Origin of the sequence: Streptomyces sp. NPDC102278 (assembly GCF_044766345.1) — a bacterium.
Classification (GTDB): Bacteria; Actinomycetota; Actinomycetes; order Streptomycetales; family Streptomycetaceae; genus Streptomyces.
Genome location: NZ_JBIWLV010000005.1, coordinates 275030 through 297504, shown reverse-complemented (window position 1 = coordinate 297504; position 22475 = coordinate 275030). Strand labels below are relative to the sequence as shown.

22 protein-coding genes are annotated in these 22475 nt (G+C 70.5%); 13 read left to right on the top strand and 9 right to left on the bottom strand.

What is annotated here, in order from left to right; genetic code table 11:
* Positions 1 to 45: 45 nt before the first annotated feature.
* Positions 46 to 606, bottom strand: a complete 561-nt coding sequence (locus ACIRO3_RS15995) for a hypothetical protein (RefSeq protein WP_404136848.1) — start codon at positions 604 to 606, stop codon at positions 46 to 48.
* A 130-nt stretch (positions 607 to 736) separates the two neighbouring features.
* The gene (locus tag ACIRO3_RS15990) at positions 737 to 1456 is read right to left on the bottom strand and encodes a bifunctional DNA primase/polymerase (RefSeq protein ID WP_404136846.1); all 720 of its coding nucleotides are present in this window, start codon (positions 1454 to 1456) and stop codon (positions 737 to 739) included.
* Positions 1457 to 1862: 406 nt separating this feature from the next.
* Between ACIRO3_RS15990 and ACIRO3_RS15985 the strand changes: the two genes are divergently transcribed.
* Both ACIRO3_RS15985 and ACIRO3_RS15980 read left to right on the top strand, forming a co-directional pair.
* Positions 1863 to 3416: a PP2C family protein-serine/threonine phosphatase gene (locus ACIRO3_RS15985; RefSeq protein WP_404136843.1), complete on the top strand. Its 1554-nt coding sequence runs from the start codon at positions 1863 to 1865 to the stop codon at positions 3414 to 3416.
* Positions 3417 to 3508: 92 nt separating this feature from the next.
* Positions 3509 to 4975 carry an aminopeptidase P family protein gene (locus ACIRO3_RS15980; RefSeq protein WP_361770827.1) on the top strand — a complete coding sequence of 489 codons (1467 nt, stop codon included), beginning with the start codon at positions 3509 to 3511 and terminating at the stop codon, positions 4973 to 4975.
* Positions 4976 to 5039: 64 nt separating this feature from the next.
* Here the strand turns inward: ACIRO3_RS15980 and ACIRO3_RS15975 are convergent, their stop codons facing one another.
* Positions 5040 to 5522 carry an ATP-binding protein gene (locus tag ACIRO3_RS15975; protein WP_361973889.1) on the bottom strand — a complete coding sequence of 161 codons (483 nt, stop codon included), beginning with the start codon at positions 5520 to 5522 and terminating at the stop codon, positions 5040 to 5042.
* A 220-nt stretch (positions 5523 to 5742) separates the two neighbouring features.
* Here ACIRO3_RS15975 and ACIRO3_RS15970 point away from each other — a divergent pair, with 220 nt between their 5' ends.
* The 9 genes from ACIRO3_RS15970 to ACIRO3_RS15930 all read left to right on the top strand — a co-directional run bounded on the left by ACIRO3_RS15970 (position 5743) and on the right by ACIRO3_RS15930 (position 15597).
* A complete protein-coding gene (locus ACIRO3_RS15970; protein WP_404136839.1) occupies positions 5743 to 6552 on the top strand; it encodes a hypothetical protein in 810 nt (269 codons plus the stop codon).
* Between the two features lie 113 nt (positions 6553 to 6665).
* Positions 6666 to 7379 (top strand): YcnI family protein, encoded by a 714-nt coding sequence (locus ACIRO3_RS15965; RefSeq protein ID WP_404136836.1) that lies wholly within the window; start codon positions 6666 to 6668, stop codon positions 7377 to 7379.
* 69 nt (positions 7380 to 7448) lie between these two features.
* Complete coding sequence (locus ACIRO3_RS15960; protein WP_404136833.1) at positions 7449 to 8102, top strand: SCO family protein; 654 nt, start codon at positions 7449 to 7451, stop codon at positions 8100 to 8102.
* On the top strand, positions 8099 to 8599 hold the full coding sequence (locus tag ACIRO3_RS15955; RefSeq protein ID WP_404136831.1) for a copper chaperone PCu(A)C: 501 nt from the start codon (positions 8099 to 8101) through the stop codon (positions 8597 to 8599). The genes ACIRO3_RS15960 and ACIRO3_RS15955 overlap by 4 nt, the downstream gene beginning before the upstream one ends.
* A 22-nt stretch (positions 8600 to 8621) precedes the next feature.
* Positions 8622 to 10715: a copper resistance protein CopC gene (locus tag ACIRO3_RS15950; protein WP_404136829.1), complete on the top strand. Its 2094-nt coding sequence runs from the start codon at positions 8622 to 8624 to the stop codon at positions 10713 to 10715.
* On the top strand, positions 10712 to 12007 hold the full coding sequence (efeB, locus tag ACIRO3_RS15945) for an iron uptake transporter deferrochelatase/peroxidase subunit (RefSeq protein WP_404137165.1): 1296 nt from the start codon (positions 10712 to 10714) through the stop codon (positions 12005 to 12007). The genes ACIRO3_RS15950 and efeB overlap by 4 nt, the downstream gene beginning before the upstream one ends.
* Positions 12008 to 12049: 42 nt before the next feature.
* Positions 12050 to 12985, top strand: coding sequence for a prephenate dehydratase (gene pheA / locus ACIRO3_RS15940; RefSeq protein WP_361770812.1), 936 nt, complete (start codon positions 12050 to 12052; stop codon positions 12983 to 12985).
* A gap of 525 nt (positions 12986 to 13510) precedes the next feature.
* The gene (serS, locus tag ACIRO3_RS15935) at positions 13511 to 14788 is read left to right on the top strand and encodes a serine--tRNA ligase (protein WP_361770810.1); all 1278 of its coding nucleotides are present in this window, start codon (positions 13511 to 13513) and stop codon (positions 14786 to 14788) included.
* Positions 14785 to 15597, top strand: coding sequence for an HAD family hydrolase (locus ACIRO3_RS15930; protein WP_404136824.1), 813 nt, complete (start codon positions 14785 to 14787; stop codon positions 15595 to 15597). The genes serS and ACIRO3_RS15930 overlap by 4 nt, the downstream gene beginning before the upstream one ends.
* A gap of 132 nt (positions 15598 to 15729) precedes the next feature.
* On the opposite strand, the gene ACIRO3_RS15925 is transcribed toward ACIRO3_RS15930, so the two are convergent.
* Positions 15730 to 16284 carry a hypothetical protein gene (locus ACIRO3_RS15925; RefSeq protein WP_404136821.1) on the bottom strand — a complete coding sequence of 185 codons (555 nt, stop codon included), beginning with the start codon at positions 16282 to 16284 and terminating at the stop codon, positions 15730 to 15732.
* Between the two features lie 159 nt (positions 16285 to 16443).
* On the opposite strand from ACIRO3_RS15925, the gene ACIRO3_RS15920 reads away from it, so the two are divergent.
* Positions 16444 to 17451, top strand: a complete 1008-nt coding sequence (locus ACIRO3_RS15920) for a sensor histidine kinase (RefSeq protein WP_404136818.1) — start codon at positions 16444 to 16446, stop codon at positions 17449 to 17451.
* Between the two features lie 10 nt (positions 17452 to 17461).
* A complete protein-coding gene (locus ACIRO3_RS15915; protein ID WP_404136815.1) occupies positions 17462 to 18106 on the top strand; it encodes a response regulator in 645 nt (214 codons plus the stop codon).
* An 82-nt stretch (positions 18107 to 18188) separates the two neighbouring features.
* Here the strand turns inward: ACIRO3_RS15915 and ACIRO3_RS15910 are convergent, their stop codons facing one another.
* The 5 genes from ACIRO3_RS15910 to ACIRO3_RS15890 all read right to left on the bottom strand — a co-directional run bounded on the left by ACIRO3_RS15910 (position 18189) and on the right by ACIRO3_RS15890 (position 22447).
* Entirely contained in the window at positions 18189 to 18836 is a 648-nt protein-coding gene (locus ACIRO3_RS15910) for a rhomboid-like protein (RefSeq protein ID WP_404136812.1), read from the bottom strand.
* A gap of 84 nt (positions 18837 to 18920) precedes the next feature.
* Positions 18921 to 19640, bottom strand: a complete 720-nt coding sequence (locus ACIRO3_RS15905) for an ABC transporter permease subunit (protein WP_361973856.1) — start codon at positions 19638 to 19640, stop codon at positions 18921 to 18923.
* Between the two features lie 14 nt (positions 19641 to 19654).
* Positions 19655 to 20566, bottom strand: a complete 912-nt coding sequence (locus ACIRO3_RS15900; RefSeq protein WP_361770796.1) for an ABC transporter ATP-binding protein — start codon at positions 20564 to 20566, stop codon at positions 19655 to 19657.
* On the bottom strand, positions 20563 to 21450 hold the full coding sequence (locus ACIRO3_RS15895) for an ABC transporter permease subunit (protein ID WP_267802299.1): 888 nt from the start codon (positions 21448 to 21450) through the stop codon (positions 20563 to 20565). The genes ACIRO3_RS15900 and ACIRO3_RS15895 overlap by 4 nt, the downstream gene beginning before the upstream one ends.
* Complete coding sequence (locus ACIRO3_RS15890; protein WP_404136808.1) at positions 21440 to 22447, bottom strand: ABC transporter ATP-binding protein; 1008 nt, start codon at positions 22445 to 22447, stop codon at positions 21440 to 21442. The genes ACIRO3_RS15895 and ACIRO3_RS15890 overlap by 11 nt, the downstream gene beginning before the upstream one ends.
* Positions 22448 to 22475 lie beyond the last annotated feature (28 nt).

Here is a 22475-nt window from a genome sequence, read left to right as displayed (position 1 = left end):
CATCCCCCGTCGCCAGCGACCGGGCCCTTACATTTCAGGCGATGTTCAACCATCTCCCGGTGCCGGTGAGTTGCTCCCGGACCTCAGCAGCAACGCCCCTTCATCATCCGGAACTGCAAACTCCGCCACGGCCGAGTAGCCTTCCGGGCCTCCCGCCAAGTCGTCACGCGGTGTTTCGCACAGCCCCGGCTCGTCACCCGGTCCGACGACGCAGCGGATCTGCACGGTGCGCCCCGCCGGACCCATCACGGTCAGCACAGCGTCCAGTGCGCGGCCACTGGTGTTGCGGTAGTAACTGCGGCCCCACGTACTGCCGTCCCCGACCAGGACGCAGGTCTGCGCCTCCACTCCGTGCGGCGAGGAGACCTCGGGGCCGCACCGGGCATCCGTGCGTGGCTGTACGGGTGGTCCGGGCTGGGCGGGGCGGGCGGCGGGCGACGCCTCGTCCTTGCTACGGGACGAGTCCGAAAGGCCGAGCGTCGAGAGCAACCCGCCGCCCTTTCCGTCATCCTGACCGGCGAAATCCGGCCCGGCGATCGCCCCCGCGAGGGGAAGCGACAAGATGATCAGCACACCGGCGCCGATACCGATCAGGCGGAGATTCATTCGCCGAAGATAGCGATGCGGGAAAGGGGCGCGGAGATCCCCGCGCCCAATTCCCTTGGAAACTCGTCCCGCCGGCACCCGTACGAGTGATCTCCCGGGCAGGGATCGGCGGTCGGGAAGGCGATGACGGTCAGTACGCCAACCGGCTGCCGCCGCCCGGCGCCCCACTGCTCGCCTCGACCAACGCGTCCACGACCGCCTCCACCTCGGGCAGCCAGATGCCGTCGGGACCCGCCTGCGGCTCCCGGTTCCAACAGACCTGTCCGCCACCGGACGCGACGGACGGAGGCAGCAACAGGTAGCCGCCCTCGCCGTGGAAGCGCAGCGAGGAGGGCACGTGGTCCTTGGCGTACAGGAGTTCACCGAGCCGTTCCAACGAATACGGCTCCACCAGCAGGGACCACCTGGTCGGCGTCGCGACGATCGGACCGAGCCGCATGCCCTGCGCGTTCAGCCGCGCGACGGCACGCGCGGCGGCGGTGGCCGGCAGGCTCACCGCGCACGGAGCGGCCCCTCCGGTGGCCATGAGCACGGGAGCGGCGGGACGCCTGGCCCACCACCAGGCCACCATCCGGGGGTCGGTGGTGGCCGCGAGCAGCCCGGGGTCGAAGGGATGGGCGCCTGGCACCACACAGTCGGGATCGGGGCAGGCACAGCGCACGCCGTCGGCGCCGGCCCGGCCCACACCGGGCAGCACGGGCCACCGCCACTCGGCGGCGCAGACGAGCGCCGCGTCGAGGAGCGAGGGTGGTGTGCCGCCGTCCGGGATCCGGTCGGAGGGGGAGGTCGGTCGCAGGGATTTCAAGCGATCGCGGAGCCGCTGGAGACGCCTTCCGAGGATCTCGCGCATGAGCGCTCGTTCCTTTCCGTTGAACGCCGAGGGCCACATCACACCAGGTAATCGGTGTCTCACCACACGTACACGTTGCGCGTCACTGTCCGCCAGAAGCAGGTTCACACGGGTTCGTGCAGTTTCTTACGGGTCCATCAAACGTCCGGCGGGGGCGGAACGCGACCCGCGCCGGGTCGAGACCGGCTGCCGCCGCTAAGGACGACGGGCTGCGCCGGGTGGTTCCCGGTGGGCGCCGGAAGGGGTCAACTCGCCCCGGCCACCACCGATTACGTACCCGAGCCCACAGGGACGCCCGCCCAGTCGATCGCAAAAACCGTCCGGTTCCCGCTTTTTCCGGCCAAGTTTTAGCCTTGGCCGCACAGTGAGTTGCAGTCTCACGGACACCAGGATTCCCACCTGGGCAATGCTGGACATCGATCCTCGTGTGCGTGTAGATGTGGATCCATTGATGGCGGCGCAGCACGATCTGGGGGTTTGCGATGCTACATGGCGAATCGCACCAGGTGGAAAGGCGGACGCCATGAGCGCCCCGCATCTGCCGAAAGTGGCTGGAATCGATCCAGCAGTTACAGCGTCACCGCACACTGCGGCGCCCACCGCGCCCACACCCGCACGCAGCACCCCCGCCCAGGCCCCTCCGCCTGCCGCGAGCAGCGTCATCCAGGACCGCCTGGCGGGCATGGTCTCCGACCTCACCACCCTCCACGAACTGACCGAGCGGCTCGCCCGGGCCGTCGACCTCGACTCCTCCCTGCGGGAGTTCCTGCGCGCCGGGGCCGCGCTGGTCGGCGCCCGACGCGGCCTGGTCGTCCTGGAACCCTCCGACGGGCTCGGCCCCACCACCACGATCGGCCTCGGGCTCGGCCACGCCGACCTCGGCCACATCGAGACGGTGCCGCGCAGCGCCACCTCGTACGGCCGGATCCTGGACGGGCTCCCGGACGCGCACGGTGGCTCCGAGGTGCTCCCCGAACCCGGCGAGGCCCCCGGCACCGGCGGGTTCGGCGTCCCGGTCGACCCGCGCCACCGCGAGGTCGCCGCCCGACTCGGCTACGCGGCCAGTTACGCGCTGCCGCTGACCGCCGAGGCCACCGGCCGACTCGGCGCGGCCGTCTGGCTGTACGACGAGCAGGCCGAACCGGGCGACCGCCAGCGCGACCTCGCGGGGCTCTACGTCCGGCACGCCGCCGAGCACCTGGCCCGCATGGTCGAGGTGGAGCGGTCCCGCTCCCGCCTGGCCATCCTCGCGGAGGAGCTGCTGCCCAGCCGACTGCCCCGGATCCCCGGCGTGCAGCTCGCCGCCCGGCACCACACCGGCCCGCGCGGCGGGGGCGACTGGTACGACGCGCTCCCGCTGCCCGAGGGCGCCATGGGCCTGGCCGTGGGCTCCGTCACCGGCGCCGGCCCGAGCGCCGTCGCCGCGATGGGTCGGCTGCGGGCGTCCCTGCGCGCGTACGCCGTCATGGAGGGGGAGGATCCCGTCGCGGTCCTCTCCGACCTGGAGCTGCTGTTGCGGCTGACGGAACCCGCGCGCTCGGCCACCGCGCTCTTCGCCTACTGCGAGCCGGCAGCCCGGAAGATCATCCTGGCCGGCGCGGGGCACACCCCGCCCCTGCTCATCGGCGAGCGGCGGACCGAGTACGTGGAGACCTCGCTCTCCGCGCCACTGGGAATGCTGGCCTGCTGGGAGGCGCCGAGCGTGGAGATCGAACCGGCCGCCGGAGAAACGGTGCTGCTCTACACCGACGGACTGCTGCGGCGCACCGGCGACCCCATGGACCGCGCGTACGCCCGGCTGCACGCGGCGGCCGCCGGGGTCCCCCGTGCCGCTCGCGACGATCCGGCGGCGATCTGCGACCACATCCTGCGCACCGTCCTGCCGGAGGGGGAGGCCGCCCCGGTCTCCGGGGAGGACGCCACCGAGGACATCGTCCTGCTCGCCGCCCGGTTTGACTGATTTGTCACATAGTTCGCCGGGCATCTTCCGCTCACACATACGATGGACGGGGTCCATACCCGGCCCTTGCATGTCGTAGCTGAGGAGATGACGTGGCTGACGAGCTCACCCCGGAGACCCCGGAAGAAGAGCAGCCCAAGAAGAAGCACAAGCAGCGCAAGAACGGGCTGTACCCGGGCGTCAGCGAGGAACTCGCGGAGAGCATGCGCACCGGCTGGGCCGACACGGAGCTGCGTGGACTGGAGCCGATCGCCCAGGCCGCGCACACCGCCGCCCGTCGCGCCGCGCTGTCCGCGCGCTTCCCCGGCGAGCGCCTGGTCGTTCCCGCCGGCCGGCTCAAGACCCGGTCGAACGACACCGAGTACCCCTTCCGTGCCTCGACCGAGTACGCGTACCTCACCGGCGACCAGACCGAGAACGGCGTCCTGGTCCTGGAGCCCACGGGCGAGACCGGCCACACCGCGACCGTCTACCTCCTGCCCCGCTCCGACCGCGAGAACGGCGAGTTCTGGCTGTCCGGCCAGGGCGAGCTGTGGGTCGGCCGCCGCCACTCCCTCACCGAGGCCGAACAGCTGCTGGGCATCCCCGCCAAGGACGTCCGCGAACTGGCCGAGGCCCTCACCGAGGCCGACGGTCCGGTCCGCAACGTCCGCGGCCACGACTCCGTCATCGAGACGGCCCTGACCGACAAGGTCACCAAGGAGCGAGACGAGGAACTGCGCGTCTACCTCTCCGAGGCCCGCGCGGTGAAGGACGAGTTCGAGATCGGCGAGCTGCAGAAGGCCGTCGACTCCACCGTCCGCGGTTTCGAGGACGTCGTGAAGGTGCTCGACAAGGCCGAGGCCACGTCCGAGCGCTACATCGAGGGCACCTTCTTCCTCCGTGCCCGCGTCGAGGGCAACGACGTCGGCTACGGCTCCATCTGCGCCGCCGGCCCGCACGCCTGCACCCTGCACTGGGTCCGCAACGACGGCGACGTCCGCTCCGGCGACCTGCTGCTGCTCGACGCCGGCGTGGAGACCCACTCCCTCTACACCGCCGACGTGACGCGCACCCTGCCGATCAACGGCACGTACACCGACATCCAGCGCAAGATCTACGACGCGGTCTACGAGTCCCAGGAAGCCGGCATCGCCGCCGTCAAGCCCGGCGCGAAGTTCCGCGACTTCCACGACGCCTCGCAGCACGTGCTCGCCGAGAAGCTCGTCGAGTGGGGTCTGCTGGAGGGCCCGGTCGAGCGCGTCCTGGAGCTGGGCCTCCAGCGCCGCTGGACCCTGCACGGCACCGGCCACATGCTCGGCATGGACGTCCACGACTGCGCCGCCGCGCGCACCGAGGCGTACGTGGACGGCACGCTGGAGCCCGGCATGTGCCTCACGGTCGAGCCCGGTCTGTACTTCCAGGCCGACGACCTGACCGTGCCCGAGGAGTACCGCGGCATCGGCGTCCGGATCGAGGACGACATCATCGTCACCGAGGACGGCAACCGGAACCTCTCGGCCGGGCTGCCCCGCACCTCCGTCGACGTCGAGGCCTGGATGGCGCGCCTCAAGGGCTGACACCGCCTCACGCCGGTGGGCGGGATCCCTCACGGGGTCCCGCCCACCGGCGTGTCCCGGGCTGCTACGACGCCGTCACCAGGGCGCCGTCACGCCACTTGAGGATCTTGTCGAAGCTGACCACCGCGCCCCGTCCCGGTCCGTTGCCGAAGCGGACGTGGTCGGCGAGTTCCGTGATCAGCCACAGGCCGCGGCCGTGTTCCTTCTCCGAGGGGACGACCGGCGGGGTTCTGTGGCCGGCTACCGTCGTGGGCGGGAAACCCGGGCCCGAGTCCGTCACCTCGATGCGGCAACGATCGCCGTCCAGGTAGGCCGTGACCCGATACGCCGCGCAGTCCTCCGGGACCGATCCGCCGCCGCAGCCGGCGACGGACACCGGGCCACCGTGCTCGACCGCGTTCGCACACGCCTCGCTCAGCGCCACCGACAGGTCGAAGGAAATGTCCGGATCCACCCCCGCGGTCTCCATCGTCCCCAGCAACAACCGCCTGGCGAGCGGCACGCTCGCGGCTTCGCGCCTCAAGTGGAGAGACCACCAGATGCTCATACGGTTACCTATTGCCGCCCGAGGTCGGCCGTAAGCCCCCGAGAGCGGACAGAGCGCTCATTCGGCCGATCTGGCACTCCCGGGCAGCGGTGTACGCCGTGGCGACCAGGCGCCGCCACACGCCCTCTGCGACGCCCGCACCTCGTCCCGCGGGGGACGCATGGGACCTTCCGGACCTGCCGTATGTCCGGCCCGCGGGCAGTGCGATGATGACCGGGCCATGACTGCCCCCCACACGACGCAGGCCGGAACAGGCCTCCGGACGATCCGGGCCGCGGTGTTCGCCGCGGTCTGCGTCGTGCTGTCCGCCGTCGGGCACGCCCTGGCATCCTGCGCCACCGTTCCCTGGTGGGCCATCGGCATCGGCTTCCTCGCCGTCCTCGCGGTCGTGACGCCGCTCGCCGGCCGCCGGCGCTCACTGCCCGGCATCGCCGCCGGGCTCACCGTCGGCCAGTTGGGGCTCCACGGCGTCTTCGGTCTCGGCCAGCACAACGCCGCCTCGGCCGCGGACCCCGCCCTGTCCGACTCCTCGCTTGCGGCGCTCGCCGCCCGGCTGGTCTGCGGCGGCAACTCCGTTCCGATCAACCCGGCCGACGCGCGGCAGATCCTGGTGAGCGCCGGACTGGATCCGGCCGCGATGGCCGAGCAGGCCGCCGCGCAGGGCCACATGGCCCACGCACACGTGACCCAGAGCGCCGCCGTCCCGGCGACCGGACTGTTCAGCCCTGCCATGCTGCTCGGCCACCTGCTGGCCGCGCTCGCCGCCGGCTGGCTCCTCGGACGCGGCGACGCCGCGCTGTTCCGGCTCGTCGAACTGTCCCGGCTCTCCGCCGAAGCCGACCCCGTACGTCCGCTGCGCGCCGCGCTGGCCCTCGTACGCGCCCTCGGCAACGGGCTCCTCGGGACGTGCTCCGGCGCTCCCCGGACCCGTCGGACCGCGGCCACCCCGGCCACGGCGACCGGACGGGAAGCCCTCCAGCACACGGTGATCAGGCGCGGCCCGCCCGGCGGCCTCGCCCTCGCAGCCTGACGCGGCATCCCCACCTCCCCGAGACACACGGCGGGAGCACCGGTGCCGCGAACTCCGCGCGCGCCCGTGCGCGGGGCCACCGTCACACCGTCTCCCCGTGGAGTGTTTCTGCCATGAAGGCCTCTCGCGTCTCCTTCGCCGCCGCCCTCGCCGCCGGTACCGTCCTGGTCCTCTCCGGCACCGCCTTCGCCCACGTCGGCGTACAGCCCGGCGAGGCCACCAAGGGCGGCTACGCCGTCATCAACTTCAAGGTCCCGAACGAGCGTGACAACGCGTCGACGACCCAGCTGGAGGTCAACTTCCCGATCGACCAGCCGCTGACCTCCGTCATGCCGCAGGACGTCCCCGGCTGGACCGTGAAGGTCGAGAAGTCCAAGCTCGACAAGCCGCTCACCGTGCACGGCAAGCAGATCAACGAGGCCGTCACGAAGGTGACCTGGAGCGGTGGCAAGATCGAGGCCGGCAAGTTCCAGCAGTTCCCGGTGTCCGTCGGCAAGCTGCCGGAGAACGCGGACCAGATGGTCCTCAAGGCGATCCAGACGTACGACAACAACGAGGTCGTCCGCTGGATCGAGGAGGCCAAGGAAGGCGCCGCGGAACCGCAGAACCCGGCGCCCGTCCTGAAGCTGGTCGCCGCCAAGGCCGGCGACGACCACCACGCCGCGGGGGACGCCAAGACCGGCGAGGCCAAGAGCGACGACACGGCCCACGACGAGGCCGCGAAGAGCGGCTCGGACACGACCGCGCGCGCCCTCGGCATCGCGGGCATCGTGATCGGGCTCGGCGGCGTCGCCTTCGCAGTCGCCTCGCGTCGTCGCGCCTCCTGACCGGACGCACCCGCAGGCCCCAGTCATTCAGACCATCCGCACCCTCCCCGATCCCAGGGACACCTCTCCATGCGCACCACACGTGTGACGGTCGCCGCGCTCCTCGCGGCGGCCGCCCTCACCCTCACCGCCTGCGGCGGTGAAACCGCCAAGACCGGCGATTCGATCAAGCAGATCAGCGGCCAGGCCAAGGCCGGCGCCGCGACGATCCTCGACCGCCCCTTCGACAAGCCGGACCTGGTTCTCACGGACACCACCGGCAAGCCGTGGAACCTGCGCGAGCAGACCAAGGGCCGTCCGACTCTCATCTACTTCGGCTACACCCACTGCCCCGACGTGTGCCCGCTGACGATGAGCAACATCGCCGTCGCCCGCAAGGCGCTTCCCAAGGAGGACCAGGACAAGCTCCAGGTCGTCTTCGTCACCACCGACCCGGAACGGGACACCCCCGACTCCCTCGGCTCGTGGCTCAAGGCCCAGGACCCGTCCTTCATCGGGCTGACCGGGGAATTCGCCACCATCCAAGCCGGCGCACGCGCACTCGGCATCGGTATCGAGGCCCCCACGAAGGCGGCCAACGGCGACGTCGTCTCCATGCACGGCGCCCAGGTCATCGCGTTCTCGCCCAAGACCGACGAGGGCTACGTCCTCTACGGCGAGGGCACCACCGTCGACGACTACACCAAGGACCTGCCGAAGCTCGTCAAGGGAGACACCCCGTGAACGCCCGCACCACCCGCACCCTCGCCGCCGCGCTCTCCCTGACGGCAGCGCTCGCCATATCGGGCTGTTCCTCGGACTCCGACACCAAGGCCGACGGCGCCAAGGCGGACGGCGCCAAGCCGGCGATGACCGTCAGCGGCGCCTTCATGCCCGAGCCGGTCAACGACCAGATGGCCGGCGCGTTCATGGTCATCAAGAACGACTCGAAGACCGCGGACAAGCTCACCGGCATCACCAGCCCCCTCTCGGACGATCTTCAGATCCACGAGACCAAGAACCAGAAGATGCAGCAGGTCGCGTCCATGGACGTGCCCGCCAACGGCGAACTGAACCTGGAGCGCGGCGGCAACCACGTCATGTTCATGGGACTCAAGAGCAAGCCGAAGGTCGGTGACAAGGTCACCATCGAACTGCGCTTCGAGAAGGCCGATCCCGTCAAGGTCGAGCTGGACGTGAAGGAACGGACGTACAACGCACAGACCTCCAACGCCCACTGACGGACCGAGGAACTGACACGCCATGACGGCCACCGCCCCCGCCCCCGCCCCGGTCCGCGCGCACATCCCGGCATTCGTGCCGCGATTCGCGCTGGTCCTCGCAGCCCTGCTGGCAACACTGTTCGCCGCGGCCGCACCGGCCACGGCACACGCCGCACTCACCGCGAGCGACCCCAAGGACGGGGCGGTGGTCGCCACGGCGCCCGCCCAGGTCACCCTCTCCTTCTCGGAGCAGGTCGCCATGGGCGACGACTCCATCCGCGTGATGGACCCGCAGGGCAAGCGCGTGGACACCGGTGAGCTGCGCGACATGTGCAGCGGATCCACCATCCGCTACGGCACCGCCCTGCACTCCGGCCTGCCCAACGGCACGTACACCGTGGCCTGGCAGGCCGTCTCGGCGGACAGCCACCCCATCTCGGGCGCCTTCACCTTCTCCATCGGCGCCCCGTCGGCCACCCAGGTCGCCCTTCCCACGCAACAGGCCGGCGGTGGTCCCGTGGGCGTCGCCTACGGGCTCGCCCGGTACGCCGCCTACGCGGGCTTCATCGTGCTCGTCGGAGGCGCCGCGTTCATCCTGCTGTGCTGGCGACGGGGGTCCGCCGAGCGTCCCCTGCAGAAGCTGGTGCTGCGCGGCTGGGTCACGTTGACCGCCGCCACACTGGCGATGCTCGCACTGCGCAACCCGTACACCGGCTCGGGCAAGTTCGCCGACGTCTTCGACCTCGACGGCCTCAAGGCCGTACTGGAGACCAAGACAGGCGCCTCCCTCGTCTCCAGGCTGCTGCTCCTCGGCGCGGCCGCGCTCTTCATCGCCGTGTTGTTCGGTGCCTACGCGCGCCGCCGGCAGGTGGCCGAAACCGCGAGCTCCCCGGACCCGGCCGGGGAGGACACCGCGGCACAGGATCGCAAGGACACCACCGATCTCGCATTCGGGCTCGGGATCGGCGGTTCCGTCCTGGCCGCCGGCATCGCCGCGACCTGGGCGCTGGCCGAGCATGCCTCCACGGGGATCCAGCCGGGCATCGCGATGCCGGCGGACATCCTGCACCTCCTGGCCGTCGCCACCTGGCTCGGTGGACTCGCCGCCCTGCTGGTCGCCCTCCACAAGGTCCCCGACATCGAGCGCGAGGCCGTCCGACGCTTCTCCAAGGTCGCCTTCATCAGCGTCCTGGTGCTCACGGTCACCGGGGTCTACCAGTCCTGGCGCCAGCTCGGAAGCTGGTCCGCCCTGACCGACACCAGTTACGGGCGGCTGCTGCTCATCAAGGTCGGCCTCGTCGCCGCCCTCGTCGGCATCGCCTACGTCTCGCGGGGCTGGACCGCCCGACTCGCCGAAAGCCGGGTGGGGAGCGGGGTGGCCGGGGCGAAGGGCCGTGTTTCACGTGAAACAAGGAGCGGGGTTTCACGTGAAACAACAACCGGGGTTGCACGTGAAGCGAAGGCCCGTGAAACGAAGGCCCGTGAAACGAAGGGCGATGTTTCACGTGAAACATCGCGCGAGACGGTTCCCGAGGCAACGCTTGAGACGGTTCCCGCCGACCCCAGGCGCGCCGCCCAGCTCGCCCGACAGCACGCCGCCCGCGAGAACGCGCGCGAGAAGCAGGTCCGGGACTCCGATCCGGGCCGTGCCGGCCTGCGCCGCTCCGTTCTCGCCGAGGCGTGTGTGGCCGTGGCACTGCTGGCCGTCACCACCATCCTGACGGGCACCGAGCCGGGCCGCGCCGTACAGCAGGAGACCGGCCGCAACGGTTCGGCCACCGCCGTCCCCGATCGGGCCGTGAAGATCACCCTGCCCTTCGACACCGGCGGCCAGAACGGCAAGGGCACCGTGCGACTGGAGCTGGATCCCGGCCGGGTGGGCGCCAACACCCTCCACCTCTGGGCCGACGGCCCGGACGGGCAGCCCGTCGACCTTCCCGAGATCAAGGTCGCCTTCACCCTCCCGGCCAAGGACATCGGCCCGCTGCCGCTCGCCCCGGACCGGGCCGCTCCGGGACACTGGTCGTCGTCCGGGGTCCAGCTGCCCCTCGCGGGCGAGTGGCGCATCGACGTGACCGTCCGTACCTCCGACATCGACCAGACGACCGTCCAGAAGAACGTGAAGATCGGCTGACCAGCGTGACCGAGAGCAGCGACAACCACCCCGACATCGAGATCTCCCGGCGCCGGCTGCTGGGCACGGTCGGCGCCGCGGGCGCCGCCGGGCTCGCGCTCGGCGGCGTCGGTGGCGCCCTCACGCACTCGGCACTGTCCGACACCCCGACCGGCGGCGCTCCCGGCGCCGCGGGGGCCCTCAGCTCGCTCGGCGCCACGGAGGTCTCCTTCCAGGGCGACCACCAGGCCGGCATCACCACGCCGCTCCAGGCCAAGGGCCACGTCGTGGCCTTCGACCTGGCCCCCGGCGCCGGCCGCCCCGAGGCCGCCGCGCTGATGCGCCGCTGGTCCGAAACGGCCCGGCGGTTGATGGCGGGAGAGACCGCGCCACACGCCGACAGCGGGATCGCCCTCGACGCGGGGCCCTCGTCCCTCACGATCACCTTCGGCTTCGGCCACTCCTTCTTCGAACGCACCGGCCTGGCCGCGCGCCGCCCCACGGCCCTGGACCCGCTGCCGAACTTCTCCTCGGACCGGCTCGACCCGCAGCGGAGCAACGGCGACCTCTGGGTCCAGATCGGCGCGAACGACGGGCTCGTGGCCTTCCACGCGCTGCGCGCCCTGCACAAGGAGGCGGGCGAGGCCGCCCGGGCGCGTTGGCAGATGAACGGCTTCAACCGGTCTCCCGGCGCGACCCTCTCCCCGATGACCGCCCGCAACCTGATGGGCCAGATCGACGGCACCGGCAACCCGAAGCCCTCCGAGCCGGACTTCGACAAGCGGATCTTCGTGCCGGCCGGCGGGCCCGGGCCGGCGGAGCACTCCTGGATGGCCGGGGGCTCGTACGCCGTCGTCCGCCGGATCCGGATGCTCCTGGACGACTGGGACAAGCGGTCCACGGCTCAGCAGGAGCAGGTCATCGGTCGTACGAAGGCCACCGGGGCGCCCCTGACCGGGGGCGGCGAGACCACCGAGATGGACCTGACCAGGATCGGCGGCGACGGCAAGCCGGTGATCCCGTCCAACGCCCACGCGCGGATCTCGGCTCCCGAGCAGAACGGAGGAGCGGCCATGCTGCGTCGTCCGTTCTCCTTCCACGACGGGATCACCGCCGACGGCGCCCCGGACGCCGGGCTCCTCTTCATCTGCTGGCAGGCCGATCCGCTGCGCGGATTCGTACCCGTGCAGCGCAAGCTCGACCGCGGTGACGCCCTGTCCGAGTTCATCCGGCACGAGTCCAGCGGGCTGTACGCGGTCCCGCCCGGACCGCGTGCCGGGGAGTACGTGGGACAGCGGCTGCTCGAAGGGTGAACAGGCCCTCGGGCGCACGGCCTGCGGCATTAGGCTGATCACATGTCGGCCACACGTTTCACCTATCTCGGTCCCGAGGGCACTTTCACCGAAGCAGCCCTTCGTACCCTGCCGGAAGCCGCCACCCGGGAGCTCGTCCCGATGGTGTCCGTGCCGGCCGCGCTCGACGCCGTGCGGGGTGGTGAAGCCGCCGCCGCGCTGGTCCCGATCGAGAACTCGGTGGAGGGCGGGGTCACCGCCACCCTCGACGAGCTGGCCTCCGGCGAGCCGTTGATGATCTACCGCGAGGTGCTCCTGCCCATCGCGTTCGCGCTCCTCGTGCGACCCGGAACCAAGCTGTCGGACGTCAAGACGGTCACCGGGCACCCGGTGGCCCAGCCGCAGGTCCGCAACTGGCTGCGGGCGCACCTGCCCGACGCGTTGTGGGAGTCGGCCGCGTCCAACGCGGACGGGGCCCGGCTGGTGCAGGAGGGCCGGTTCGACGCCGCCTTCGCGGGCGAATTCGCCGCCGCCACGTACGGGCTGGAGGCCCTGGTCACCGAGATCCACGACGCGGAGAACGCCGAGACCCGGTTCGTGCTCGTCGGCCGGCCCGCGCGCCCGGCGGCGCCGACCGGCGCCGACAAGACGTCCGTGGTGCTGTGGCTCGGTGACGACCGCCCCGGTGCGCTGTTGGAACTGCTCCAGGAGTTCGCCGTGCGTGGCGTCAACCTGATGTTGATCCAATCCCGGCCGACGGGCGCCGGCATCGGCAACTACTGCTTCGCGGTGGACGCCGAGGGCCACATCTCCGACCGTCGTGTCAGTGAGGCGCTGATGGGACTGAAGCGGACGTGTCCGCAGGTCCGTTTCCTCGGTTCGTACCCGCGCGCGGGCGTCGCTCTGGGTGACGTGCGGGCCTCGCGTCCCGGCACCTCCGACGGCGACTTCACGGCGGCCTCCGATTGGCTGACGCGCTGCCTCGACGGCCGCGGGTAGGGCTTCGTCCACTGTCCACAGAGTTATCCACAGGACGAGATGGTGACCTGGGGACAAGTCGACAGAGCAGCATGACAAGGTCGACAAATCGGTCGGGTGGTCCGGGTTTCGTGCTGGAGAGCGGGAGGTGAACGGCGTCACCCGTGCATCGCAGATCAACTCGTTGGGGCGAGTCATTCCCACCCGAATGAGTGTGTGAGGGCGGTTTGAACCCCGATTCGCCCCGCTCGACCGCGGATCGCGAATGAACTGTTGGCGTTTCCACAGATGCGGCACACAGCCTGTGGATAAGACGGCTCTGGCAGGAATTCCTGTGGACAAAGAACGGCCCCGGGCCGATCCAGGAGCCGCTCGCAGCCCGGAGTTTGCCCCTTTTCAGGGAATGGGACGCTTTTATCGGCCCTCCGTGGAGCGATCGCATCAGGCCAACGGTCGACCGTTTAATATTCGCGACAATTAGGGCATAGCGACACGCAGCGTGATATCGGTGTGATGCCGGGAACCCCAGCCCGGTAGCCTGGAGGGGTGATTGACCTCCGGCTGCTCCGTGAAGACCCTGACCGTGTCCGCGCCTCGCAGCGCGCTCGTGGAGAGGACGTCGGCCTCGTCGACGCACTGCTCTCCGCCGACGAGCGCCGCAGGTCCTCCGGCATGCGCTTCGACGAATTGCGCAACGAACAGAAGTCGCTCGGCAAGCTCATCCCGAAGGCCTCTCCGGAGGAGCGGGCGCAGCTCCTCACAAAGGCCGAACAACTCAAGCAGGACGTGAAAGCGGCCGAGGCCGAGCAGAACGAGGCGGACGAGGCGGCAAAGCGGCTCCTCCTCCAGCTCGGCAACATCGTCCACAGCGACGTCCCCGTCGGTGGCGAGGAGGACTTCACCGTCCTTGAGACGCACGGCGTGATCCGCGACTTCGCCGCCGAGGGCTTCGAGGCCAAGGACCACCTGGAGCTCGGCGAGTCGCTGGGCGCCATCGACGTCGAACGTGGCGCCAAGGTGTCGGGTTCCCGCTTCTACTACCTCACCGGCGTCGGCGCGCTCCTGGAGCTGGCACTGGTCAACGCGTCGATCGCGCAGGCCACCGAGGCCGGCTTCATCCCGATGCTGACCCCCGCGCTGGTCCGTCCGCGCGCCATGGAGGGCACGGGTTTCCTCGGCCAGGCCGCGGAGAACGTGTACCACCTGGAGAAGGACGACTACTACCTGGTCGGCACCTCCGAAGTACCGCTCGCCGCGTACCACATGGACGAGATCATCGAGGCCGACAAGCTGCCCCTGCGCTACGCCGGCTTCTCGCCGTGCTTCCGCCGCGAGGCCGGCACGTACGGCAAGGACACCCGCGGCATCTTCCGCGTCCACCAGTTCGACAAGGTCGAGATGTTCTCGTACGTCGCGCCGGAGGAGGCCGAGGCCGAGCACCAGCGGCTCCTGGAGTGGGAGAAGCAGTGGCTGACCAGCCTGGAGCTGCCCTTCCAGGTGATCGACGTCGCCACGGGCGACCTGGGTGCCTCCGCCTCGCGCAAGTTCGACTGCGAGGCCTGGATCCCGACCCAGGGCAAGTACCGCGAGCTGACCTCCGCCTCGAACTGTGACGGCTTCCAGGCGCGTCGTCTGTCGATCCGCTACCGCGACGGCAAGAAGACCCAGCCGCTCTCCACGCTGAACGGCACCCTGTGCGCCGTCCCGCGCACGATCGTCGCCATCCTGGAGAACCACCAGCAGGCCGACGGCAGCGTGCGAGTGCCCCCGGTGCTCCGTCCGTACCTGGGCGGTCGCGAGGTCCTGGAGCCGATCGCCAAGTGAGCCCGGCCCCCTTCCCCTACAAGCTCGTCGCGACCGACCTCGACGGCACGCTGCTGCGTGACGACGACACCGTCTCGGAACGCACCCGTGAGGCCCTCGTCGCGGCCACCGCCGCGGGCGCGGCCCACATCATCGTCACCGGCCGGGCCGTGCCCTGGACCCGCCACGTGCTCGATGATCTCGGTTACCAGGGGATCGCCGTATGCGGACAGGGCGCCCAGGTCTACGACGCGGGATCGCACCGACTCCTGACCTCGGTGACGCTGGACCGCCAACTGGCCGGTCTGGCGCTGTCGAAGATCGAGGCGGAGATCGGACCGCTGGCGATCGCGGCCAGCCGGGACGGGGTCGACGGCGAGGTCCTGTTCGGGCCCGGCTACCAGGTCCAGGAAGGGCTGCCGGCCCTCTACCTGGAGGACACCGCGGCCATCTGGACCGCGCCGCTGAACAAGCTGTACATCCAGCACCCGGGGCTCGGCGACGACGAACTCGTCAAGGCGGCCCGCGCGACCGTGGGCAGCCTGGTGGACATCGTGATGGCGGGACCGGGCGTGGTGGAGATCCTGCCCTTGGGCCTGAGCAAGGCCACCGGCCTGTCGCTGGCCGCGCGCCGGCTGGGAGTGAAGGCGGCGGAGACGATCTCCTTCGGCGACATGCCCAACGACATTCCGATGTTCGGTTGGTCGGCGCACGGTGTGGCCATGGCCAATGCCCACCCGGAGCTCAAGGCAGTGTCCGACGAGGTGACGACCTCCAACCAGGAGGACGGCATCGCGGTGGTGCTGGAACGTCTGCTGGGCGCTGCCTGACCGTAGGGCCCCAAGCACGCGAAGAGGAGAAGGGTCCGGGAGCAGCCCGCGCCGCGAGGCGCGCTCGAAGTGGCTGTCCCGGACCTTCCTGTTGCTCCCCGCACCACTCACTCTGCCCCGGCAACACGCCCCTTACCAGTCATTTTCGGCGCGCCGGCCGGGTGTCCGACGACGCCTCCAGTAGCCGATCGTCACGATCGCGAGCAACGGCCCCCACAACAGCAGGGGCGCGTAGGACAGCGTGAAGAACCAGTAGCCGAAGCCCTCGCTCGGCTGGTCCGGGTCCGCCGCGATCACGTCGTTCCACGTGGAGGCACCCAGCAGGGTGATGCCGATCAGCGCGATGGCGCCCAGTGACGCGGGGACGAGGGCCACGAAGGGCGGAAGGCGACAACCGCCGATCCGGGGCACCCACCTCGGCACGATCTCACCCCAGCGCAGCACGAGACCGAGAGCGAGCAGGCCCAGACATTCCTGGAAGACGCTGAGCGCGAGCAGGTAGAGAGAACCCCAGCCCGGATAGTGCGAGTGGTGCAGTTGGTTGCCGGCGCCCCAGCCGACGGGGATGCCGATCGCGATCACCAGCCGCCAGACGCAGTTGGGCAGCACGGTCAGGGCAGCGGCCTTCGCCGTCAGCCGCATGGCTCGGGAGGCTCCGACGGCGGGCGTGGTGTCGAGGAGAGGCATCGTCCAAGTCCCTTTCGGCAGGCGTCGTGCGGGTCTCAAGCCTCGTTCTCCGCCCTTGCGCGGACCATGGGCCGATGGAGGGAGCCCGCGACCGCACGCAGTCGTCCCTCTGCCGAACGGCAGATGGCCGGCGGGCGGGGGGATTCGTAGGCTCGGCCGGTGTTCCTGAAACTCCGCGGCCTCCACGCCCCGCTGCTGGTTGCCGCCGCCCTCTTGTCCCTGGTCGCCTCCTGGCTGCGGGTGCCCGCGCCGTGGACGCTCGCGGGGATGGGCGTACTCATCCCCCTGCTCGCGCTGGCGGCCCGCTGGGCGGCCGTACGCGACGCCGTCGTCTCCTGCGTGCTGGGCGGTGCGGCGGTCGCGCTGTGGCCGGTACCGCTCGTGTGGGCCCGGAGCGCCGGCCTCGGGGCGTGGTGGGAAGCCGCGGAGGCCGCGGCGTTCTGGGCGCTGCCCGCGCTGGGAGCCGTGGGGTGCGGGGTGTTCCTGCGGCGGCAGGCCGCCGGCAGACGGCGTGCGATCCACGACGCACGGCGTGAGCAACAGCTCCAACTCGCGCGGGATCTCCACGACTTCGTGGCGCACGACGTAAGCGCGATCGTGATGCAGGCCCAAGCGGCCCGGTTCGTGGCGGACAGCGATCCGCGCCAGGCCGCCCGGGCCCTGGAACGCATCGAGGCCGCGGGACTGAGCGCGTTGGCGTCGATGGACCGGACGGTGCACGCGCTGCGCGACGCGGGCGACGGGCCGACGGCCCCGACCCCGGGCCTCGCCGAACTCCCGGAACTGCTGGCCCGGTTCGAGGGCGGTGCCGTACTGGAAGCCGACCCCGAAGCATTGGCCGCGCTGTCCCGGGCGGCAGAGACCACGGCCTACCGGGTGGTCGTGGAGGCCCTCACCAACATACGTCGACACGCACCCGGAGCCGAGGCGGTACGGGTGACCTTGCGCCGGACCCGGGCGGGCCTGGACCTCAGCGTGGCCAACGGGCCCGCCCCGCGCCGGGGTCGGGCCCTTCCCCTGCGACGGCGGCACGGCGGCGGGACCGGGCTGGAGGGGCTGCGCAGCCGGGTGGAAGCGGCGGACGGCACGCTGACGGCGGGTTCGGACGGAGTCGGCGGGTGGCGGGTTTCGGTGGTCTTCCCGGCGGCCGGACCCTCCCAAGGGTGATCATGGCGGCGTGACCACACGCATCCTGATAGCCGACGACCAAGAGGACATCCGCAACGGGTTCCGACTGATCCTCGATTCCCAGCCCGACATGACCGTGGTCGGGGAGGCCGCGGACGGCGAGAAGGCGGTCGCGCTGGCGCGGGAGCTGCGGCCTGACGTGGTGTTGGCCGACATCCGGATGCCACGGCTGGACGGCCTGGAAGTCACCCGACTGCTGTCACCGCAGACACGCGTGCTGGTGGTGACCACCTTTGACCTGGACGAGTACGTCCACACCGCCCTGCGCAACGGCGCCTGCGGATTCCTGCTGAAGAGGTCGGGGCCGGCGCTGCTCATCGAGGGGGTACGGGCCGCCATGCAGGGGGACACCCTGATCAGCCCGCAGATCACCGTACGGCTGTTGAGTCGGCTGACACAGGAGGGACCGGTGCCGCCCCGCGCCCCGCACCCTCTGACGGAGCGCGAGGTGGAGATCGTTCGGCTGGTGGCACGGGGGTACACGAACGCGGAGATCGGGTCGGAGCTCTTCATCAGCGCCGGCACCGCCAAGACCCACATCGCCAATGTGCAGGGCAAGCTGCGGGTCCGGAACCGGGTGGGCATCGCCTCCTGGGCCTGGGAGCACGGCGTGGCGAAGCCGGAGCGTTCCTGAACTCTGTTTCACGTGAAACGCGGCCCATGTTTCACGTGAAACAAGGCTGCTTCTCACGTGCAACAGAGCACGTGGAACAGACTCATGTTTCACGTGAAACACGAGTGGGTTGGGGATGCCAGGTCAGCGGCCAGGCCAGTAGTCCGACGGCGAGCGCGATGGCGTGTCCGAGGTCGGTGAAGGTTCCACCGCTGATCAGCGGGATGCCGAAGAAGGCGACGACTCCCGCGAGGTAGAACCATCGCCACGGGCCGGGCAGCCGGTAGGTCAGGACTCCGGCGGCCGCGGCGAGTCCGTAGCTGACGCCGATGTCGACGACGTGGACCATGCTGCGCGGGGCCCGGTGGTCCTGGATGGCCATCAGCACCAGCTTCTGGCTGACCAGGGTGGCGGTGATGTGGGCGGTCGCGATGATCACGAGCCAGCGCAGGGTGCCGAGCCAGCGTTCGACGGGAGCGTGGAAGAGCTCGAAGAGCACGGCGTACAGGGCGAGCGAGGCCGGGTTCTCGATCCAGAACGCGCTGGAGAGCAGGGCTCGAAGGGGGTGCCGGGTGAGCTCGTGGATGTTGCTGCTGTTGCGGTGCAGCAGGACGTGGTCCAGGTGGTCGGGGGCGATCACCACGACCACACTGGTGACGGCGATGATCAACAACCAAATGTGCGTGCCGGGCGAGGAGCGTATCCAGGACCACAGCGGCCTGGAGGGCTCGGGCTCGGCGTGCGGCATCATGCACCGATGATGACCCGCGAAGCTGTGCCCCGCCCGGCCGGTGGGCCGGGCGGGGCACGGTGGGTGACGGCGGCGGCGTCGGTCCTACTCCTCGCCCGCGAGGGTGAGGCGACGCAGCTTCTGGCCCGCGTAGACGGTGGCTCCGACGGTGACCGCGACGAGCAGCACCGCGGCGGTGGGCAGGCCCACGGTGGCGTCGACGTATCCCTCGCCGGCGACCTTCTCGGCCAGGGCCAGGGACCACTGCTGGACGCTCAGCGTCTTCGCCCCGGACACCAGGCTGCCGAAGAGCGACTCCCAGATCAGGGCGTAGACGAGGCCGAAGACGACGGCGTGCCGACTGACGGTGCCCAGCAGCAGGAACAGCGCGCTGTAGGCGATCGAGGCGACGAGCGCGGCCACGGTGTAGGCGACGGCGATCTGCTGACCGTTGCCGTTGAGGATGAAGCCCGCGATCAGGGTGGGGATCGCGGAGAACACCATGGTGACCGCGATGGCGACGATCAGCTTGGTCATGATGATCGTCGGGCGCTTCACCGGCTTGGAGAGCAGGTAGACGATCGAGCCGTCGTCGATCTCGGGGCCGATGGCGCCGGTGCCGGCGATCACGCCGATCAGCGGGACCATCGTCGCGAGGGCGAATCCGCCGAGGAGATCGGCGGCGACCTTGTCGTCCAGGCCGGTGAAGGCCCGGACGGCGATGCTGAGGACGATCAGCAGGGCGGGCAGCGCGAAGAGGATCAGCGCGCGGCGGCGGCCGAGCAGGGCCCGGTAGGTGAGCCGGGCGACAGTGGGGTTGTACATGGGTGCCAGCTCCTTCAGGCCGCGACGAGGTAGGAGAAGACCGACTCGAGGGACTCGTCGGAGGGCGAGACCGTCAGCAGCCGGATGCCGTGCGCGCGGGCGACCCGCGGCAGCAGCTCGGTGAAGCGTCCGAAGTCGACGGCCTGGACGCGCAGGGCGCCTTCCTTCAGGTCGACCTCGATACCGGCGGTGGACGGGTCGGCGATCAGGGCCGCGGCAAGGGCCCGGTCGTCGGAGGAACGGATCAGGTAGCGGTGCGGACGGTCCGTCATCAGGCGACGGATCTTGCGGAAGTCTCCGGAGGCCGCGTGCCGGCCGGCCACGACCACCTCGATGTGGGAGGCGAGCTGTTCGACCTCCTCCAGGATGTGGGAGGAGAAGAGCACGGTGCGGCCCTCGTCGCCCATGCGCCTCAGCAGATCCATGAGCTGCATGCGCTGACGGGGGTCCATGCCGTTGAACGGCTCGTCGAGGAGCAGCACCGACGGGTCGTGGACGAGGGCGGAGGCCATCTTGACGCGCTGACGCATGCCCTTGGAGTACGTGGCGATCTTGCGGTCCTGGGCGTACTCCATCTCGACGGTGGCCAGGGCCCGCTGGGCGGCCGCGTCGTCGAGTCCGTGCAGTTCGGCGTTGGCGACGACGAACTCGCGGCCGGTGAGGAAGTCGTACATGGCCTCGCGCTCGGGCACGACGCCGATCTGCTTGTAGACCTGCTCGTTGCGCCAGATCGGCGTCCCGTCAAGGGTGACCGTGCCGGTGGAGGGAGCCAGGAAGCCGCCCATCATGTTGATGAGCGTGGACTTGCCGGCGCCGTTGGGACCGAGGAGGCCGGTGACACCCGGACCGATGCGCATGGTCACGTCGTTGACGGCGACGACGTTCCCGAACCAGCGGGAGGTGTGGTCGATGTCGATGATGGTCACAGCCCGGCCTTCCGGTAGCGGGCCATCAGGGCGGCGTAGGAGCCGGCGATGAGCCCGAGGGCGACGAGCAGGTAGACGAAGCCGATGCCGGCCGTGGGGCCTTCGCCGCCGGGGAAGGCGGAGGTGCCGTTGAGGAAGGCGGTCTGGATGCCGTCGATCAGGGTGATCGGGGAGAACAGGCCCAGCCAGTCGATGGCGCCGGTGGATCCGGTGTTGTACGCGATGCCCTGGACGGCGGTCACGGCGCCGTACGGGATCAACAGCACCGCGATGATCGCGGCGACACCGAACCCGCGGCGCGGGGTCAGCGCGGCCATGACCAGGCCGAGGCCGGCGAAGAGCAACGACAGGAGAAGGACGGACGCCAGTCCCTGCCCGAAGCCCTCGGTCTGGTCCCCGAAGTCGAACTTCGCGAGCAGCGAGCCGATGTACATGATCAGCAGCGGGGTCGCGGTGAGGATGAACAGGGCCGAGGCCATGGCGGCGAACTTGGCCACGACGTAGTCCACGCGCTCGATGGGTCGCGAGAAGTACAGCGGCACCGTCTTGAAGCGCAGGTCCCGGGAGACCGACTGCGGCGCCTGGGAGGCGAGGTACAGGCCGATGATCACCTGGGTGGTCAGGGCGTACGTCGTGTACTTGATCGGCAGGTCGGTGGAGCCGGGCACCGCGATGGCGACCGCGACGATGATCAGCGCGGGAACGCACATCACCGCGAAGAGGATCATCGGCAGCACTTTGGACTTGGCCGAGCGACCGAGTCCGTACGCGCCGCGCAGCGACTGCGAGAACAGCGACTTGCGCGCGTAGGCACGGCCGAGCCGGGGGCCGTCGTAGGACCGGTAGCCGATGTTGTGGATCTGGGTCGAGGTGTCAGGCGCCATCGGAACCGGCTCCCTTCTGCTGGGTGGGCCGCACCTGCGGGGCGGGCGGCGCGGACGGGTCGTTGTCGCGGAAGACCTCCGCGATGTGGTGGCGGCGCTGCTCCATGCGGACCAGGCCGATCCCCAGGTCGGCGACGGTGTCGCGGACCGTGTCGTACGTTTCCTCGCCCATGGCCTCGACGAGGAGGACGTGGCCGGCCCCGGGCAGGCCCTGTTCCTCGCCCGCGTGCAGGGTGATGCCCGCCTCGGTGAGCGCCTTGCGCAGGGCGGCGGTGCCGTCCGGGTGGACGTCGGAGTCGGTGACCTCGACCGCCAGGGTCGTGGTGCTCTGCATGAAGTCGCTGGTGGAGCTGGAACGCAGGAGCTTGCCGCCGTCGACGACCACGACGTGGTCGCAGGTCCGCTCCAGTTCTCCGAGGAGGTGGGAGGTGACCAGGACCGAGATCCCGAAGTCGGTGTGGATGCGGCGGATCAGGCCGAGCATCTCGTCGCGACCGACCGGGTCCAGGCCGTTGGTGGGCTCGTCGAGCAGCACCAGCTGGGGGTCGTGGACGAGCGCCTGGGCCAGCTTGACCCGCTGCTTCATGCCCGTGGAGTAGCCGCCGATGGGGCGGTAGCGCTCCTCGTACAGGCCCACGTGGCGCAGGGTGTCGGCGGTCCGTTCACGGGCGGCGGTCGGGGGCAGCCCGGACATGCGCGCCATGTGCACGACGAACTCGGTGGCCGAGACGTCGGGGGGCAGGCAGTCGTGCTCGGGCATGTATCCGACGCGCTCACGGATGGCGCTGCCATGCGTGGAGACGTCGAGTCCGAGCACGGCGGCACGGCCCTCGGTGGCGGGGGACAGTCCCAGCAGAATCTTGATCAGCGTGGACTTGCCGGCTCCGTTGGCACCCACGAGCCCGGTGACGCCGGGCCCGATGTCCAGGGAGAGCCGGTCGAGGGCGGTCACTCGGGGGTACCGCTTGCTCAGGCTTTCGGTCGCGATGACAGTCACAGGCTCGACGTTAGTGGCGCGGGCGGCG